Origin of the sequence: Ancylobacter sp. 3268 (genome assembly GCF_031456575.1) — a bacterium.
GTDB lineage: Bacteria > Pseudomonadota > Alphaproteobacteria > Rhizobiales > Xanthobacteraceae > Ancylobacter.
The window spans coordinates 23,450-42,431 of the sequence record NZ_JAVDUX010000001.1 but is presented as its reverse complement, the minus strand read 5'-3'; the positions used below and the strand labels follow the sequence as shown (position 1 = coordinate 42,431).

Sequence of the window (18,982 nt, the reverse complement as noted above, 5' to 3'; positions counted from 1 at the left end):
GCTCTCCCATAGCGGACGGGCGGCCACGTTCCGGCGTCAACGGCGCCGACACCCCTCCGTCAGGCTTTGGCGAACTGACGCTGCCCGGTTCGGTCGAACACCGCATAGGTTCCCTTGAACCAGGGCTCGCGGGAAAAGCGGGCGCGCCACGGTGTTCCACGCGCCTTGGCGCGGGCGGGCGAGTTCAACGCATCGGCATCCGCAAGATAGTGCAAGGCGAGGTGCGTGTAGGTTTCGGGAACGCCGTCCGTGACGCGCAGGCGTCGGACCATGAGCCATTTGGGCTCCTCCAGCAGCAGCGGTACGTGCTCTTGCTCGTACCAGCTATCGAAATCCGCGGCGGTCTCCGCCGGCACGTTGAACGCGACAACGTAGAGCACCGGAGCGTTCAGCGTGGCGTCGACATCGCCCTTGGCACACACCGACGTTTCGTTCGCGAGATACCGGGTGAACCCGGTGACGCTCCTCAGCATCCGCGCGCTCTGCTCGGAGGGCTGCGTCTTCACCTTGGTGTAGGCCGGCGTGCTCATCGCGCCCAGATCGTCCATCTCGTAGACGGCGAGATGGCCGGAGCCGTCATGGCGATGATAGCGCTGTCCGCTGACGAAGCCGGGGCACTCCATCCGCTCGGGAATATGCACGGTGTCGTACCAGGCGTTGAACTCGACTTCGAAGTCAGCGCCCGGCGTCATTTCCGAAAACAGAATAGACTTTCCCTTGCCTGCCATCGCGGCCTCTCCGTTGATCGATGGCACGAGGTGGCGCGGATCCCAAATTGTCAAGGCGCGCCGGGCAGGCGCGCCATCCGGCAAAGATCCCGGCCCAGGCCGAGCCGACGCCTGCACCCTCCCCGCCCGCCCGACGCGGATCGCGCAGCCCCGCCCCCTCGCCCGTACCTGTCCGGGCAGCACTCTTCTTCTGCCATGCAAATCATTCGCAGTTGCACACCGGCATTGACTCTGCGTAGGATGCTCCTGCAAGTCATTCGCAAAAGGAGAGGGTGATGCTCGACGGATCGAGGCGTGTGGTTCTGGCGGGTCTGGTGGCGGCCGGCTTCATCGGCATTGCGGGATTTGCCAGTGCCTCGGCGCAGGACGGGACGACGCCGAAATTCAAGGCGGTCACGACCTTTACCGTCATTGCCGACATGGCGCGCAACGTGGCGGGCGATGCGGCGGTGGTGGAGTCCATCACCAAGCCCGGTGCAGAGATCCATAATTATGCGCCGACACCCGGCGACATTCAGCGCGCGCAGGGCGCGCAGCTCATCCTGTGGAACGGGCTCAACCTCGAACTGTGGTTCGAAAAATTCTTCCAGAATCTCAAAGGCGTGCCCGGCGTCGTGGTTTCCGCCGGCATCGAGCCGATGGGCATCGTCGAGGGTCCCTATCGCGGCGAGCCCAACCCGCATGCGTGGATGTCGCCGCAGAACGCGCTGATCTATGTCGACAACATCCGCGACGCCTTCGTGAAGTACGATCCGGCCAATGCCGCGACCTACGAGGCCAATGCGGCGGCCTACAAGGCAAAGATCGAGGCGGCGGTGGCGCCGATCCGGGCGAAGCTCGACACCGTCCCCCCCGACAAGCGCTGGCTGGTATCGAGCGAGGGCGCCTTCTCCTATCTCGCCCGCGATTTCGGGCTGAAAGAGCTCTATCTCTGGCCGATCAACGCCGACCAGCAGGGCACGCCGCAGCAGGTGCGAAAGGTCATCGATTCCGTGCGCAAGAACGACATTCCCGCCGTGTTCAGCGAAAGCACGGTCTCCGACAAGCCGGCACGGCAGGTGGCGCGCGAGACCGGCGCGCATTATGGCGGCATGCTCTATGTCGACTCGCTGAGCGAAGCCGACGGCCCGGTGCCGACCTATATCGACCTGCTCGCCGTAACCACCGGCACGCTGGAAAAGGGACTGGCCGAAGGATTGTCGCAATGAATGCGCGACCTGTGGCACCGGCAGGCAACGACGTGGGCATCGAGGTCAGCAATGTCACCGTCACCTATCGCAACGGCCACACCGCGCTCCGGGCTGCCAGCTTCTCGATCCCGACCGGCACCATCACCGCGCTGGTCGGGGTGAACGGCTCGGGTAAATCAACGCTGTTCAAGGCCATCATGGGCTTTGTCCGCCTGGCGGCCGGCCAGATCTCGCTCCACGGCCTCGGCGTCGACGAGGCGCTGCGGCGCAACCTCGTCTCCTACGTGCCGCAGGCGGAGGAGGTCGACTGGAACTTTCCGGTGCTGGTCGAGGACGTGGTGATGATGGGGCGCTACGGCCATATGGGCCTGATGCGCATCCCCCGCGCCGCCGACCGGCAGGCCGTGACCGACGCGCTCACCCGCGTCGGAATGGACGAGTTCCGCAAGCGGCAGATCGGCGAGCTTTCCGGCGGACAGAAGAAGCGCGTCTTCCTTGCCCGCGCGCTGGCGCAGGATGCGCGGGTCATCCTGCTCGACGAACCCTTCACCGGCGTCGACGTGAAGACGGAGGGGGCGATCATCGCGCTGCTGAAGGCGCTGCGCGACGAAGGCCGGGTGATGCTCGTCTCCACCCATAATCTCGGCAGCGTGCCGGAATTCTGCGACCGGACCGTGCTGATCAAGGGCACCGTGCTCGCCTATGGGCCGACGGTCGAGACCTTCACAGAAGCCAATCTGGAAAAAACGTTCGGGGGTGTGTTGCGCCATTTCGTGCTCGGCGCCGCCGGATTGCATGCCGATGACGACCGGCGCCAGCTCGCCGTGCTGACCGACGACGAGCGCCCGCTGGTGTTCTATGGCGAGAAAGGCGAGCGCCGGCCCCGCACCACGGAGGACGCTTCGTGATCGAGCTGCTCGCCGAGCCCTTCGGCTATGAATATATGCGCAGTGCCATGTGGGTCTCGGCGCTCGTCGGCGCGGTCTGCGCCTTCCTGTCCTGCTACCTCATGCTCAAGGGCTGGTCGCTGATCGGCGATGCGCTCTCGCATGCCATCGTGCCGGGCGTCGCCGGCGCCTACATGCTGGGCCTGCCCTTCGCCATCGGCGCCTTCTTCTCCGGCGGGCTCGCCGCGGCGGCGATGCTGTTCCTCAACCAGCGCACGAAGCTGAAGGAGGACGCCGTCATCGGGCTGATCTTCTCCTCCTTCTTCGGGCTCGGACTGTTCATGGTGTCGCTGTCGCCGACCTCGGTGAACATCCAGACCATCGTGCTCGGCAACATCCTCGCCATCACCCCGGAAGACACGCTGCAGCTCGCGCTCATCGGCTTCGTCTCGCTGGCGATCCTGCTGGTGAAATGGAAGGACCTGATGGCCGTTTTCTTCGACGAGGCACATGCGCGGTCGATCGGCCTCAAACCCACGGCGCTCAAGGTGGTGTTCTTTACCCTGCTGTCGGCCTGCACCGTCGCCGCGCTGCAGACGGTGGGCGCCTTCCTCGTCATCTGCCTGGTGGTGACGCCAGGCGCCACCGCCTATCTGCTCGCCGACCGCTTTCCGCGCCTATTGACCATCGCCGTCGCCATCGGCGCGGTGACAAGCTTCGTCGGCGCCTATGCGAGCTATTTCCTCGACGGTGCCACCGGCGGCATCATCGTCGTGCTGCAGACGCTGATCTTCCTCATCGCCTTCGTCTTCGCGCCCAAGCACGGCCTGCTGGCGGCGCGGCGGCGCACCGCGCAGGCACTCAAGGCAGGGCTGTGACCATGATCGACATGCTGCTGGGACCCTTCCAGTTCGAGTTCATGGTCAATGCGCTGGTCATTTCCGGGCTGGTGGCCGTGCCGATGGCGCTGCTCTCCTGTTTCCTGGTGCTCAAGGGCTGGTCGCTGATGGGCGACGCCATCTCCCACGCGGTGTTTCCTGGCGTAGTCCTGGCCTATATCGTCGGCCTGCCCTATGCGCTCGGCGCCTTCGCCGCCGGCATGTTCTGCGCGGTGGCAACGGGCTTCCTGAAGGACAATAGCCGGATCAAGCAGGACACGGTAATGGGCATCGTGTTCTCCGGCATGTTCGGCGCCGGGCTGGTGCTCTACGTCAAGATCCAGTCTGAGGTGCATCTCGACCATATTCTTTTCGGCGACATGCTAGGAGTGACCTGGCGCGACATCGGTGAAACCGCGCTGATCGCCGCGGTGGTCGCCGGTGCCATCGGGGTGAAGTGGAAGGACTTCCTGCTGCACGCCTTCGACCCCGCGCAGGCACGGGCGGTCGGGCTGCGCGTCCGGCTGCTGCATTACGGCTTGCTCTGCCTGATCTCGCTGACCATCGTCGGCGCGCTGAAGGCGGTGGGGCTGATCCTTGCCATCGCCATGCTGATCGCGCCGGGAGCCATCGCCTTCCTGCTTGCCCGCAGTTTCGGCGCAATGCTGGCCGTGTCGGTCGCGATCGCCGTCAGCACCTCGCTGCTCGGGGTCTACCTGTCCTTCTTTCTCGATAGCGCACCGGCGCCGACCATCGTGCTGTTGATGAGCATCGTCTTCGTAGGCGCCTTCCTCCGCTCGTCGCTGACCCCCACACCGCTCGAGACCAGCGATCCTGCTTGAAGGGTTGCAAGGCGGGGCCTGCGCCAGCGCGGCCTTTTTTTGCCAGCGCACCATTGTTTTCCCTCCGCCTTCCGGCTCGAGGCGCCGGGTAACCCGCTCGCGGTCTTTTCTGCCCCGGCCGGCGACACGGCTCCTCGGAAAGTGCCTCGACGATAAAGCGGTAACGGTACCGCAGGGCCATCGCGGGTGCTGCGGACGCTCACCCGCGCTCGTGCAGCCCCGCGCCGCGGACGGCGTGCACCTCGCCGGTCGAATCCGCATCGGCGAGGTGGATCGGGAAGAACACGGCGCCCCGCCCTCCCATGCTGGGCGGCGTTCGCCTGACCGTCGTTCCGGTCCTTTACCCCTCCTCCCTCGGGATGACGCATCCGGCCTCGTCGCTTCTTCGCACCTCTCCCGGTGAGACCGCATGAACCTGCTCTGGATCATCCTCGTCCTTCTCGTCGGGGTCGTCGCCACTCACTGGATCGCCGCCGCAACAGGCGGGCGGATCGCGCCGCCTCTGATCCAGATCGCCGCCGGCGCCTTCATCGGCCTCACCACCGATTTCGGCGTGACGCTGCAGCCGGAGCTGTTCTTCCTGCTGTTCCTGCCGCCACTTCTGTTCCTCGACGGCTGGCGGGTGCCGAAGCGCGACCTTCAGGACAATGCCGCGATCGTGCTGTCGCTGGCATTCGGCCTCGTCTTCTTCACCGTGCTCGGGGTCGGGCTCATGCTGCATGCGATCCTGCCCGCCATGCCGCTGCCGGTCTGCTTCGCCCTGGCGGCGGTGCTGTCGCCCACGGACGTCGTGGCGGCCACCGCCATGGTGACGCGCGTGCCAATCCCGCGCCGGCTCCTGCGCATTCTCGAAGGCGAGGCGCTGTTCAACGACGCTTCCGGCCTCGTCTGCCTGCGGCTTGCCGTGGCGGTGATGATGACCGGCACCTTTCCCTTCTGGCCGTCATTGGGCGGGCTGGCCTGGGCGGCGGTCGGCGGCGTGGTGCTCGGCCTCGCCTTCAGCTGGGCGATCGCCTCGGTCAAGCTCTGGGTGGTGACGCGCCTGGGAGAGAACACCTCTTCCCAAATCCTCATCAGCCTTCTCAATCCCTACGGCGCCTATGTCCTGGCCGACGCCATCGGCTGTTCGCCGGTGCTGGCGGCGGTGGCCGCCGGTATGATGATGAGCTGGATCGAGGTGAGCGGCCAAGCGCTCGCCGTCACGCGCATCCGCCGCAACGCCGTGTGGGAGACGCTGCAATTCGCGCTGAACGGCGCCATCTTCCTGCTGCTCGGCGAGCAGTTGCCCGGCATCATGGCGCGGGTGGACGCCGGCGCCGCCGAAAGCGGCCATGCGGGTCTCGGCTGGCTGGCCGTCTATGTGCTGGCCGTGATCGCCGCGCTGGCGGTGCTGCGTTTCGTCTGGGTCTGGATCTCGGTCTTCATCTGGCTGCGTCTCAACACGGAGTTCGCCCACGGCCGAAGGCTGCCCGACGGCCGACTGGTCCTCGCCATGTCGGTAGCGGGCGTCCGGGGCACCGTCACGCTCGCCGGCGCTCTCAGCCTGCCGCTGTTCCTGCCGGACGGATCAGCCTTTCCCTCACGCGACCTTGCCATCCTCATCGCGGCCGGGGTGATCCTCGGTTCGCTTATCCTCGCCAATGTCAGTTTGCCGCGGCTGTTGAAAGGGGTTCCCCTGCCGCAGGAACCTCGGCAGGACCAGCAGGAACGCATGGCCCGCATCGAGGCGGCCAAAGCGGCCATTGCCGCACTGGGGCGAGCCGGAAAGCCGAAGGGACCGGAGCCGAGCCGCCACCTCGCGGCGGTCGCCCTGGTCGCCGATTATTACCAGCACCGTCTGGCACAGCTTCAGCCGGAAGTTCGCGGCACCGAGGAGGACGATGCGCTGCATGAGGAGGAGCGACTGCACGTGCTGGCCCTTCGAGCCGAAAGCGCCGCCATCGTCAGCCTGGTGCGCAGCCATCACCTGTCGAGCGACATCGCGCACAAACTGCTGCGCGAGACGGATCTGGCGGAAGCGGCCTTCGAGACCGCGTCCGGTGACTAACCCCGCTGGCCTCCGTCAGCCGCCCGCCAGCCCTCGGGCGCCGGTCTCTGCCCGGGACAGCCGGTTCCGCGGCGCCTTCACCATGTGTCACCCGTTTCCCAGCGCCCGCTGTGTGCCGCCCTCGTCAGCGGCAGGGTCTGACGGCACCGTGCAGACATGGTGGCGTGCCGGTCTGCGGGCGGACGTTCCTGGGAATTGCGGAAGGCCGCGACACGCTGGAACTTGCCAAGCCGTTCGCCCCGTGCGGTGTATGGAGAAACTCCATCCTTGCCGTCGCGGCGGGCCGCGTGGTGGTGGCGAGAAACAGCATGTTCCTGTCCGTCTTCGAACTCTTCAAGATCGGCATCGGCCCCTCCAGCTCTCATACGATGGGGCCGATGACCGCGGCTGCGCGCTTTCTGGAAGACGTGAAGGGCGAAACCTGGCGGCGGGCGGCGGACGACACCATCACCCACATCGGCGTGCGCCTGCACGGATCGCTGGCCCATACCGGCATCGGGCACGGATCCGACCGCGCCGTGATCCTCGGCCTCGCCGGCTATACGCCGGTGACGGTGGACCCCGACGCGGTCGAGGCTGTCGTCGCCGAGGTATCGGCGACGCGCCGCGTGCAGCCGCCCGGTCACCCGGCCTATGAATTTGATCCAGCCGTCGACCTTGTGCTCGACAAGACCACGCCGCTGCCGGGCCATGCCAACGGCATGAGCTTCCGGGCATATGACGAAACCGGGGGCCTGCTGCTCGAGCGCATCTATTATTCGATTGGCGGCGGCTTCGTCGCGTCCGACGAGGAACTGAACCTCGCCCGCTCCAACCGGGCGCCGCTTGCCGAGCGGCGGGATGTGCCCTTTCCCTTTTGCACAGCGGCGGACATGCTGGCGATGGCCGCTGCCAGCGGCCTGTCGATCGCGCAGATGAAGCGCGCGAACGAGGAGGCGTGGATGTCCCGCGCCGATCTCGACGCCGGGCTCGACGCCATCTGGCAGGCCATGAGCCATTGTATCGACCGCGGCCTCACGCAGGGCGGCATCATGCCGGGCGGCCTGAAGGTGAAGCGCCGGGCCCGCGCCCTGCACGACCGGCTGGTGGAGGATGCCCGGCAGAACCGCGTCAACCCACTGCTCGCCAATGACTGGCTGTCCATCTACGCCATGGCGGTGAACGAGGAGAACGCCGCCGGCGGGCGGGTCGTCACCGCCCCGACCAACGGCGCCGCCGGCGTGATGCCGGCCGTCCTGCGGTATTGGCAACATTTCCATACCGAGGCGGATCAGGCGAGTATCCGCGAGTTTCTCCTGACGGCAGCCGCGATTGGCGGGATCATCAAGGCGAATGCCTCGATCTCCGGCGCGGAAGTCGGATGCCAGGGCGAAGTGGGATCCGCCGCCGCGATGGCAGCCGCAGGACTGGCGGCCGTCCTGGGTGGATCTCCCGAGCAGGTCGAGAATGCGGCCGAGATCGCGCTCGAGCATCATCTCGGAATGACCTGCGACCCGATCGGCGGCCTCGTGCAAGTACCCTGTATCGAACGCAACGCGTTAGGAGCGGTAAAGGCGGTCACCGCCGCCTCGCTGGCGCTAAAGGGCGACGGCACGCATTTCGTGCCTCTCGACGTCGCCGTCGAAACGATGCGGCAGACCGGCATGGACATGAGCGAGAAGTACAAGGAGACCAGCCTCGGCGGCCTCGCCGTCAATTTCGTCGAGTGCTGACAGGGCCACGATACCCGCTCCCGCCCGACCACCTCGCGCATCTCTTACAGCTCCGCGCCGGGAAGCTCCTTTCGGCATGCATCCAGGCAACGGGTGTCGATATCGGAAATACCCCGTGCACGAACCATGGCATCGAGGCGGCAGATCCATAGGAGGCCGCCATGAACATGGCCACGAACCCCAGGACGCTGAAGGCCGAGTCCATTGCCGATGAACGCGTCGAAGCAGCCCCGGCGCCGTCCAAAAAGCCTCAGCGGCGCTCGCTCAAGATCGGGCTGATGGTGGCGGCCGCCTGCGCGGCGCTCGGTGGATTCGGCTATGCCGGCTACGAATACTGGACCCTCTGGCGCTTCGAGGCGTCCACGGATGACGCCTATGTGCAGGCCGACATCGTCACCATCGCGCCGCAGGTCGCGGGGCATCTGGTCACGGTCAACGTCACCGACAACCAGCCGGTGAAGCAGGGAGACCTGCTCGCCGTGGTCGACCCGCGCGAATATCAGGCGGCGGTCGATCAGGCCGAAGCGGATGTCGCCGAGGCCAAGGCGTCGATCGACGATCACCAGGCACAGTTGGACGAGCAGCAGGCCCTGATCGACGAAGCCAAGGCGCAGATCGTCGCCGATGAGGCGAACCAAACCTTTGCCCGCCAGAACAATCAGCGTTTCATGAAGCTGGCGCAGGACGGCTACGGGCCGGTCGAGACCGCCGAACAGACCACCGCACAGATCAGCCAGGCGCAGGCGCAGGTGGCGCGGGATACCGCCGCACTCGATGCCGCACAGAAGCAGGTCGCGACGCTGACGGCAGAACTCGCCGAAGCGAAGGCGACGCTCGCCCACAACCAGGCGGCACTCGACACGGCGAAGCTGAACCTCGGCTATACTGAACTGCGCGCCCCCGTCGACGGCGTCGTCGGCGCGCGCACGCTGCGCGTCGGGCAATATGTCGAGCCCGGCACCGCGCTGCTCGCGGTGGTGCCGCTGCAGGCGGCCTATGTCGTTGCCAACTACAAGGAGACCCAGCTTACCGACGTGAAGCCCAACCAGCCGGTGGCCATCTCCGTGGATACCTTCCCCGGCCTCAACGTGCGCGGCTTCGTCTCCAGCCTGGCACCGGCCAGCGGCCAGGAATTCGCCCTACTGCCGCCGGACAACGCCACCGGCAACTTCACCAAGATCGTGCAGCGCATCCCGGTGCGCATCGACATCGACCGCACCGATCCGCTCTCCGAGCAGTTGCGGCCCGGCATGTCGGTGGAGACCACCATCCGCACCGACGATACCACCCCCGCCGAGATGCGGCGCGCCGCCTATATCCCGCCGAACGAATAGGGGCGTGCCATGGCCGATTCCCCCACCTCGACCCCGGCTCGGGAGCCGGGCGCGAGCCTCGTCACCTGGATCGCGGTCATCGGCTGCATGCTTGGTGCGCTGATCGCGGTGCTAGACATCCAGATCACCAACGCCTCGCTGCCTTATATCGAGGGCGGAATCGGCACCGGCTCCGACAACGGCACGTGGATATCGACCTCCTACCTCATCGGCGAGATCATCATGATCCCGCTGACCGATTATCTGAGCCGGATTTTCGGCTTCCGCCGCTTCCTTCTCAGCTGCGTGACATTGTTCCTCATCTTTTCGATGGGCTGCGCCTTTGCGACGAACTTGACGCAGATGATCGTGACGCGGGGCCTGCAGGGTTTCTTCGCCGGCTGCCTGATCCCGCTCGCCTTCACCATGGTGCTGACCAAGCTGCCGCACCGGCAGCAGCCGATCGGCATCGCCATCTTCGCCATGACGGCGACCTTCGGACCGGCGATCGGCCCGACCATCGGCGGCTGGCTCACCGACCAGTTCGGGTGGCCCTACATCTTCTTCATCAACCTGATCCCGGGTGCGGTGATGCTGGGAATGCTGATCCCGACGCTGGAGAAGGCGCCGCTGCAACTGCACCTGCTGAAGGAAGGCGACTGGTGGGGCATCGGCTTCATGGCGCTCGGCCTTGCCTGCCTGCAGACCGTACTCGACGAAGGCAACAAGGATGACTGGTTCGGCTCGCCGCTGATTGTGAAGCTCTCCATTGTCTCGGCGATCTGCCTCGTTATCTTCGTCATCATCGAACTGAAGGTCGAGAAACCGGCGGTGAACCTGCGGCTGTTCAACCGACGCAACTTCGCGCTCGGCACCTTCGCCAATGTCATCGTCGGTTTCGCGCTGTTCGGCTCGGTCTATGTGCTGCCGACCTATCTCGACGAGGTACAGGGTTATGATGCGCAGCAGATCGGCACCGTGCTCGCCTGGGTCGGGCTGCCGCAGCTGCTCATCATCCCCTTCGTGCCGCTGCTGATGAAGCATATCGACGCGCGCCTGCTGGTGGGCATTGGTCTGTCCATCTTCTCGCTGAGCTGCTTCCTGAACACGCATCTCAGCTACAATGTCGGCGGCGACCAGTTGATGATGACCAACATCGTGCGTGCCGTCGGGCAGGCGATCGTGCTTTCCCCGCTCGCCAGCATCACCATGATCGGCATGCCGCCGGCCCTGTCGGGGCAGGCGTCCGGACTGTTCAACATGATGCGCAGCCTGGGCGGTGCCATCGGCACAGCAGCGCTGGCGACGCTGATCACCAAGCGCGAGCAGTTCCATTCCAACATTATCGGCCAGTCGGTCACGCCCTATGGCGAAAGCGTGCGCGAGTTCCTCGACCGCATGCAGCACTATTTCCTGCAGCACGGGGTACCCGACCCCAACCGCGCCTATCATCAGGGAGAGATCCTGTTGGGCCAGCTAGTGGCGCAGCAATCGCTGATCATGAGCTTCTCGGATACGTTCGCTGCCCTCGGTGCGCTTCTTCTTCTGGCCATGGTGGCCGTCGCCTTCACGCGCCGCCTCGCCTGAGCGCCGCCGGCCCGTCCGGCGCGTCCGCAGAGACCCCGGCGTCTTCCCCGACCGCGTCTACATAGGAGGCAGATCGACCAAGGGAGTGGATCCAAACCCCGCCGACACTCGTTGATCCACGTATTGCCCACCGGCACACGTCACGACACCATCGCGCGCCGATGGCAGGATCGACCTGGACACGCACCCGCGACGGCCGACAGCCACGGGTGCCTAGATGTCCCGGACGGACATCTCGCAGCCTCCCGGCGTGCCCCTGTTGCGGCAAGTGGCGCGGCCCGCACGAAACGAGAGGAAAACAGAATGACTGTCCGACAGACCGAACTGGAAGCCATCGACCGCTATTGGCGTGCGGCCAACTATGTGTCGGTCGGACAAATCTACCTGCTCGACAATCCCATGCTGCGCGAGCCGCTTGCGGCCGAGCACGTCAAGCCGCGCCTGCTCGGCCACTGGGGTACCACGCCGGGACTCAATTTCATCTACGCGCATCTCAACCGGATCATCCGCGAACGCGATTGCGACGTGCTCTATGTCTGCGGGCCCGGCCATGGCGGTCCGGCCATGGTGGCGAACACCTGGCTGGAGGGAACCTATAGCGAGATCTATCCGGGGATCACGCTGGACGAGGCGGGCATGCGCAAGCTGTTCCGCCAGTTTTCGTTTCCCGGCGGCGTGCCGAGCCATGTGGCGCCCGAGACGCCCGGCTCGATCCATGAAGGTGGGGAACTCGGCTATGCGCTGGTGCATGCCTTCGGCGCAGCCTTCGACAACCCCGACCTTGTCGTCGCCTCCGTGATCGGCGACGGCGAGGCGGAGACCGGACCGCTGGCGGCCGCCTGGCATTCGAACAAGTTCCTCAATCCCGCGCTCGACGGCGCGGTGCTGCCGATCCTGCACCTCAACGGCTACAAGATCGCCAATCCGACCCTGCTCGCCCGGATGTCGGATGACGAACTGCGCGCTCTGTTCACCGGCTATGGCTATGAGCCGGTCTTCGTCGAAGGGCATGAGCCAATGCCCATGCATGAGGCGATGGCGGAAACCCTCGACGCTTGTTTCGGCCGCATCCGCGACATTCAACGTGCGGCGCGTTCCGCCGCCAGTGACATCGAGCGCCCGCGCTGGCCGATGATCGTGCTGCGCAGTCCCAAAGGGTGGACCGGCCCGCGCGAGGTCGACAGCAAGAAGGTGGAGGGTTTCTGGCGCTCGCACCAGGTACCGGTCTCCAACGCTCGGGGCGACGCCGCACACCGCCGCATCCTCGAAGACTGGATGCGCAGCTACCATGCGGAAGAGTTGTTCGACGCAAACGGCACTCTGCGGCCGGAGTTGCAGGCGCTGGCGCCGCGCGGCGAAAAGCGGATGGGCGCACTGCCGCATGCCAATGGCGGCCTGCTGCGGAAAGAGCTTGCCCTGCCCGACTGGAAGGATCTGGCGCTGGACATCGACCGGCCGGGCGCGACGACGGGCGAGGCAACGCGGGCGATGGGCCGCTATCTCCGGGAGGTTATCCGCCTCAACGAGGAGGCGCGCAATTTCCGCCTCATGGGGCCGGACGAAACGGCCTCGAACCGGTTGGACGCGGTGTTCGAGGAAACGAACCGCGTGTGGATGGAGGCCATAGAGTCCTATGATACGAACCTCGCCCGACAGGGCCGCGTCATGGAGGTTCTTTCAGAGCACCTCTGCCAGGGGTGGCTCGAAGGCTACCTGCTGACCGGGCGCCACGGGCTGTTCTCCTGCTACGAGGCGTTCATCCACATCGTGGATTCGATGGTCAATCAGCACGCGAAATGGCTCAAGACCTCGGCAGAGCTGCCTTGGCGCAAGCCGGTGGCTTCGCTGAACTATCTGTTGACCTCGCATGTCTGGCGTCAGGATCACAACGGCTTCAGCCACCAGGACCCCGGTTTCGCCGATTTCGTTGCCAACAAGAAGGCCGACATCGTCCGTCTCTATTTTCCACCGGATGCCAACAGCCTGTTGTGGGTTACCGACCACAGCCTACGGACCTGGAACCGCATCAACGTGATCACGGCTGGCAAGCAGCCTCAACCGCAATGGCTTTCCGCTGAGGCGGCCGAGACCCATTGCCTTGCCGGTGCCGGCATATGGGAGTGGGCCTCCAATGATGAGGGGAAGGAACCAGACCTGGTGATGGCGTGCGTCGGCGATGTGCCGACCCTCGAAACGCTGGCCGCCGTCGACCTGTTGCGCACGGCGCTTCCCGACCTGCGCATCCGTGTGGTCAATGTGGTCGACCTGATGACGCTACAGTCTCACTCTACGCATCCGCACGGATTCACCGACGAGGCCTTCGATAGTCTGTTCACAACCGACCGGCCGGTGATCTTCGCCTATCACGGCTATCCGTTCCTCATTCACCGCCTGACGTACCGCCGCCGCAACCATCTCAATTTCCACGTGCACGGCTTCCGCGAGGAGGGCACGACGACGACTCCGTTCGACATGACGGTGATGAACGAGCTCGATCGCTTCCACCTCGCCATCGCGGCGCTGAAACGCATCCCCCGACTCGCCGGTCGCACCACTGACGCCATTTCGGCACTGGAGCGCAAACTCTCCGAACATCACGACTATGTCCGCGACCACGGAGAGGACATGCCCGAGATTCAGAACTGGCATTGGCCAAGCTGATCCCTCGGCTCTGCTCGCTGCTTAACGCGGACAGGAGCGGAGCATGTCGCACGGGCTGGACGGGCTGGACGGGCTGTGTCGACGGGCACGTCGGCCAGTCATGCTGTCTGCCGATGCCTCACCCAAGGTCACGCCGGCACCTCAAAGAACTCCGCCCTCTCCCGCTCCGGACCGGGCTTACGTCACCGGCGCGGAAACCTGTCGGCACAGGCCGCCGACATGCTTCCAGACGCGGTGAACGTTGGCGAGGATATGGTCGATCGAACTGGAAGCCTCCGCCAGCTGGCTGCGTGCAACGTGCCGCTTAACGGCCTCGGCATGCAGGACCACCGCGGTAAAGGCGTTGATGGCATTGATCGTGGCCGAATGGCCGATATGGCTGGCCTCCGCCAGCGTCCAAATCCATACGGCTATCGGTTCACCGTCGCGCTCGACAGAGACATGCACCGCAGCGACCTTGTCATGAAGATCGCGCTCGAGCCGCACCTGCACGCGCCTCCGTACCGGCAACACGTTGCGCAGCCGCATCATTTGCTCGATCTCGCAGTCTTCGCCGCTGTCAAAGGCCTCCACCATCGCCTGGCGGACGAGCTCAAACTCGCGCGAATCGAGCGTCTCGACTTCCACCCTGTTGTCGGCTGGATCCCTCCGCAATGCTGGTTCGATCGCCTTGGTCATGGCCACTCTCCGGCCGCCAACTGACGGCATACATGAATTAGCAGATGGCCCGCGTGCAAAGGTGCAAAAAACTGCAAAATCTCGGTCAGGCGAATTGGCGGGCCGAGTGCGGACGCAGCGACAGGGCAAACAGCACCGCAGCTGCCACCACGGTGGCGATCGCTGTGGCGATCAGCGTTTCGGCGCCAAACGCATAGACAAGGCCGCCGACCGCCGGTCCGGTGGACAGGCCAAGCTTCGAGGCGAAACCTGCCAGCACCGCAGAACGGCCGCTGCTGTCGCCCTCGGCGCAGAGTGCAAAAGCATAGGGCAGCGCCATCGCCATCGTGAGGAACACCGCGGCTATGGCGCCGGCGAAAACCGCCGGGTCGTCGCCGAAGCCGACCAGCGCCTTGCTCAAACCGGCCGCCAGCACGATGGGCACCATCGGGCGCCAGCCCAAGTTGCGGCTCAGGATCAGCATGGCAAGGGCTCCCACCACACCGGCCCACAGGCCCAGTCCCACTGCGGCGCCGGAAAAGCTCGCCGCATGGCCGAGATCGGCGCCGATGCCGATCAGGAAGGCACCGAGACCAAGATTGGCCGCCTGGAAGAGGAACAACCCGCCGATCCGCATGAGACGTCGGGCCGGAAGGACGGGAAGGCTGTCCTCGCGGCTGGTTTCCCGCTGCGGCGGTTCAAAGGCCGGTAGCCAGGGAATCACCAACAGCGCCAGCACGCCGAAGGCGGCGAGGACCAGGAAGACCACGCCCCGCGTCATGAAGGGCGCCAGCAAGGTGGAGGCGAACACGCCAAGGCCGCCGAAGCCGAAATGAAACACGAAAAGAATGCCGAAGCCCTGGCGGGGATCCCCTGTCCGCGCGATCAACGCGTAGCAAAGGCCGACGAGCATCCCGCCGATCACGCCATGGGAGGCGCGCACGACCACCAGCGTTTCCATGCTGCGCGACAAGGTGGTGGCGACGTCCGCGGCGACGAGGGCGACGAGCAGCGCGACCGCCAGCGGACGCCACGGCAGGCGCGGCACGATGAAGAGGGCGAGCAGCGCGCCAAGCGTTGAACCATAGCCATTACTGGCGGCAACGAAGCCGGCTTGCGCAGCGCTGAGGCCGTATTCGCTCCGCAAGGCCGCGACGATGGAGGGCATGATGTCGATATAGAGTGGCCCGACCATCGCCAGCAGCGCCACCAGAATGGCGACACGCAGGCCACCGGGTTGCGTCGCCGCCCGCGCGGTCGCTTCGGAAGGGCTCGTATCCATTAAGGCTGCTATTCCCCTACGTCGGCAGAACCCATTGCCGTCGCAGTGGAAACTCGGCGGCTGGTTCTCTTCTCACACCATGTTTGCGGCCATTATGATAGAGGATGCGATGGTCGAACAGACGTCTCCCGGATCGTTCATGAAACCCGTCTCCCGTGCCGCGTTGTTCGGTCCGTTTCGCCTCTCTCTCACGTCGAAGCAATTGCTGAAGGATGGCGTCAGCGTACCGATGGGCGGGCGGGCCTTGGAGCTGCTGGTCGCGCTGGTCGAAAAGGCCGGCGAGGTGCTGTCCAAGCAGGAACTGCTGGCGAGCGCCTGGCCGGACCTCTTCGTGGAAGAAGCCAATCTGCGGGTGCAGATGACGGCGTTGCGCCGCGTGCTCGGCGACGGTCAGGATGGGCGACACTACATCGCCAATATCGCCCGCCGCGGGTACAGTTTCATTGCCGACGTCACTTTCACCGACATCGCCGAACGTGATGCCGCCGCCCCGCCTGTGGTTCGGCAGAACCTGCCGCTCAACCTCACGCCGGTGCTGGGGCGCGACGCGGCGGTGGTGGCGATTCGCCAGGAGCTCAACCGCCACCGCTTTGTGAGCGTCGTCGGCCCTGGCGGCGTCGGCAAGACCACGGTGGCGCTGGATGCGGCACGGTCCTTGCTGGGACAGGAGGGGACGGCCGGCCCCGACGCGGTGATCCTGGTGGAACTGGCGCCGATCAGCGACCCCGCCCTGGTGGAAAACACCATCGCGTCGGCGATCGGCATGACCCTGGAAACCGGACCGATCCAGCTCGCCGAGAAGTTGCCACTCGAGCGGGGGGTGCTCATCCTCGACAATTGCGAGCAGGTGGTGGGCACCGTCGCCGACCTCGCCGAGAAGCTACTCAACGCCAACCCAGAACTGCGTCTCCTGGTGACCAGCCGCGAGCCGCTGCGGGCCAAGGGCGAGCATGTATTCCGGCTGCCGGGGCTACAGGTGCCACCACGCGATCCTGACGGCGCCGGCATCGACGCACTGGCCTTTCCGGCAGTTCGGCTCTTCGTGCAGCGTACCGCCGCCACGCTGGGAAACTACGAGCCGACACCCGAGGAGTTGGCGGTCATCGTCGGCATCTGCCGCCGCCTCGACGGGTTGCCACTGGCGATCGAACTCGCGGCCGGCCGGGTGGATGCCTTTGGCGTCAAGGGGCTGGCACAACGGCTTGACGACCTGTTTCGCCTGCTGGTCGCCGGCCGGCGCACCGCCCTGCCGCGTCACCAGACGTTGCTGGCGACGCTGAGCTGGAGCTACGACCATCTCGCCCCCGGCGAGCGGACCACGCTCTGCCGCCTGGCGATCTTCGCCGGGCATTTCTCGCTCGATGCCGCCAGCAAGGTCGCCGCCATCGAGGAACCCAGCTGGGAGATCATCGAGAACCTCACCAGTCTCGTGTCGAAGTCGCTGATCGCCGCCGACTTTTCACAGGCGGTGCCGCGTTATCGCCTGCTGGAGATCACCCGCGCCTATGCGCTGGAGAAACTCAGGCAGGGCGGAGGCTTTGATCGGCTGAGCCGCCGGCATGCCCTCCACGTCAAGGAGCTTGTCGCCGCCGCCGAGCAGGAATGGCCGCGGGCGCGTCCGGCCGAATGGCTTACCACCTATGCCGGGCAACTGGACAATGTGCGCGCCGCACTCGACTGGAGCTTCGGGCCGAAAGGCGACCACGAGATCGGCGTGGCAATCACCATCTCCTCGGCGGCGCTGTGGTTTCAGCTGTCGCTAGTGAATGAATGCCGGGCGCATTTCGAGCGGGCGGTGATCAGCCTTCGCGAGGGGCCGCCGCTTGATGCCGCCCGTGAAATCTCGCTGCTGACCGGGCTGGGCACGGCGCTGATCTACACCACAGGGCCCGGCCCCGAGGCCGAGGAGCCGCTCCGGGCGGCGTCCCGGATCGCGCACAGGACCGGCAACATCGAGCTGCAATTGCGGACGGGCTGGGCGCTGTGGCTGGTCGAATTCTGCTCCGGCCGCTATGGCATATCCCTCGATACCGCCCGCGATTTTGCCGCCCTCGCCCGGACCGCCGGCGACGGCGCGGGTGCGGCCGATCTTGTCATCGCCAATCGACTCGCCGGCATTTCCCTCCTTTTCCTCGGCCGTGCCGAGGAGGCGCGAACGGCACTGGAAGCGGCGATCGAAGGCGGCGGCGCGGCCAATGTCATCGTTCGCATGCAGTATGATCAGCAGCTGAGTGGCCGCGCTTTTCATTCGGCCAATCTGTATCTGCTCGGCCTGCAGGATCGGGCCTCCGCCCTCGCCACCCGCAACGTGGTCGATGCACAGGCGCACGGCCATGCAACGACGCTGGCGCTCAGCCTCGTCGATTCCGGATGCCCTGTCGCCTTCTATTGCGGCGAGACCGCCGCTCTCGCCGAGCGTCTGGAGCTGCTGGCCGATGTTTCCGGCCGGCATGCCTTCGGGCCTTGGCGAGCCTGGTCCCGTTGCTATGGCGGCTCGCTGCATCTGCTGAGTGGAAATATCTCGCAGGCGGCCGAGGATCTCGCCGCCGGCATCGAGGCACTGGACCGCACCCGTTGGCCGATCCGCCGGGCGATGTTCCTCAGCCATTACGCGCAGGCGCTTGGAGCGCTCGGACTTGGAAGGGAAGCGCTCGCCAGTGTCGACGGCGCAATTGCCTTTTGTCGCGCCAGTGGCGAGGGATGGATCTTGCCGGAGCTTCTGCGCATCCGCGCCAAGATCGTCGCGCAGGAGCGGCCGGAAGAGGCGATGGACGATCTTGATGAGGCGTGGCGGCTGGCGCAGCGGACGGGCTTGCGCTCATGGGCATTGCGCACCGCGACGGCGGCAGCGCGGCTGCAGCCCCAGGCGCCTCGCTTCGCGACGCGGCTGGGCGAAGCCGTCGCCGCCTTCAAAGAAGGGCACGCCAAGCCGGACTATCGCGCCGCGTTGCAGATGATGGAACGGATCTGAGCCAGATCGGCTCGAACCGCCGCATCCCGCTCACCGGCAAAGCCCCGCCGGCGGCCTCAGCTGGATCCGATACCTTCCGTAGCGGGATCAGGACGACAGCGGAGCGGCATGCAGCCGACGAAACACCGGTGAAGTCCGGCAAAGCAACTCTCCCCGCCGGAAGACGGCTGACGGTAACTCTTTGATGCATAGTCAGAAAAAGGTGGCGCTAACGAGTGGCTCAATGT

The 18,982-nt window shown here is 65.7% G+C and carries 13 protein-coding genes; 10 read left to right on the top strand and 3 right to left on the bottom strand.

The annotated features are described in order from the left end of the window. Positions 1 to 59: 59 nt before the first annotated feature. Positions 60 to 728, bottom strand: a complete 669-nt coding sequence (locus J2X65_RS00180; protein ID WP_310196308.1) for a DUF4286 family protein — start codon at positions 726 to 728, stop codon at positions 60 to 62. 275 nt (positions 729 to 1,003) lie between these two features. Here J2X65_RS00180 and J2X65_RS00175 point away from each other — a divergent pair, with 275 nt between their 5' ends. From J2X65_RS00175 to J2X65_RS00135, 9 genes are all read left to right on the top strand, one after another. Next, on the top strand, positions 1,004 to 1,936 hold the full coding sequence (locus J2X65_RS00175; RefSeq protein WP_310196306.1) for a metal ABC transporter substrate-binding protein: 933 nt from the start codon (positions 1,004 to 1,006) through the stop codon (positions 1,934 to 1,936). Beyond that, positions 1,933 to 2,826, top strand: a complete 894-nt coding sequence (locus tag J2X65_RS00170) for a manganese/iron ABC transporter ATP-binding protein (protein ID WP_310196304.1) — start codon at positions 1,933 to 1,935, stop codon at positions 2,824 to 2,826. The genes J2X65_RS00175 and J2X65_RS00170 overlap by 4 nt, the downstream gene beginning before the upstream one ends. A 35-nt stretch (positions 2,827 to 2,861) precedes the next feature. After that, complete coding sequence (locus tag J2X65_RS00165) at positions 2,862 to 3,683, top strand: metal ABC transporter permease (protein ID WP_404977644.1); 822 nt, start codon at positions 2,862 to 2,864, stop codon at positions 3,681 to 3,683. Between the two features lie 2 nt (positions 3,684 to 3,685). Next, on the top strand, positions 3,686 to 4,525 hold the full coding sequence (locus tag J2X65_RS00160) for a metal ABC transporter permease (protein ID WP_404977633.1): 840 nt from the start codon (positions 3,686 to 3,688) through the stop codon (positions 4,523 to 4,525). Between the two features lie 409 nt (positions 4,526 to 4,934). Continuing rightward, positions 4,935 to 6,572 (top strand): Na+/H+ antiporter, encoded by a 1,638-nt coding sequence (locus tag J2X65_RS00155; protein ID WP_310196298.1) that lies wholly within the window; start codon positions 4,935 to 4,937, stop codon positions 6,570 to 6,572. Positions 6,573 to 6,880: 308 nt separating this feature from the next. Continuing rightward, complete coding sequence (locus J2X65_RS00150) at positions 6,881 to 8,284, top strand: L-serine ammonia-lyase (RefSeq protein WP_310196295.1); 1,404 nt, start codon at positions 6,881 to 6,883, stop codon at positions 8,282 to 8,284. A gap of 161 nt (positions 8,285 to 8,445) precedes the next feature. After that, a complete protein-coding gene (locus J2X65_RS00145) occupies positions 8,446 to 9,618 on the top strand; it encodes an HlyD family secretion protein (RefSeq protein ID WP_310196293.1) in 1,173 nt (390 codons plus the stop codon). A gap of 9 nt (positions 9,619 to 9,627) precedes the next feature. Beyond that, positions 9,628 to 11,184, top strand: coding sequence for a DHA2 family efflux MFS transporter permease subunit (locus J2X65_RS00140; protein ID WP_310196290.1), 1,557 nt, complete (start codon positions 9,628 to 9,630; stop codon positions 11,182 to 11,184). Positions 11,185 to 11,487: 303 nt separating this feature from the next. Beyond that, positions 11,488 to 13,845, top strand: a complete 2,358-nt coding sequence (locus J2X65_RS00135; protein WP_310197362.1) for a phosphoketolase family protein — start codon at positions 11,488 to 11,490, stop codon at positions 13,843 to 13,845. A 177-nt stretch (positions 13,846 to 14,022) separates the two neighbouring features. Here the strand turns inward: J2X65_RS00135 and J2X65_RS00130 are convergent, their stop codons facing one another. Together J2X65_RS00130 and J2X65_RS00125 are read right to left on the bottom strand one after the other, a co-directional pair. After that, positions 14,023 to 14,523, bottom strand: a complete 501-nt coding sequence (locus J2X65_RS00130; RefSeq protein WP_310196287.1) for a hypothetical protein — start codon at positions 14,521 to 14,523, stop codon at positions 14,023 to 14,025. An 85-nt stretch (positions 14,524 to 14,608) separates the two neighbouring features. Next, a complete protein-coding gene (locus J2X65_RS00125; protein WP_310196285.1) occupies positions 14,609 to 15,712 on the bottom strand; it encodes an MFS transporter in 1,104 nt (367 codons plus the stop codon). A 211-nt stretch (positions 15,713 to 15,923) separates the two neighbouring features. Between J2X65_RS00125 and J2X65_RS00120 the strand changes: the two genes are divergently transcribed. After that, a complete protein-coding gene (locus J2X65_RS00120; RefSeq protein ID WP_310196283.1) occupies positions 15,924 to 18,755 on the top strand; it encodes a winged helix-turn-helix domain-containing protein in 2,832 nt (943 codons plus the stop codon). Positions 18,756 to 18,982 lie beyond the last annotated feature (227 nt).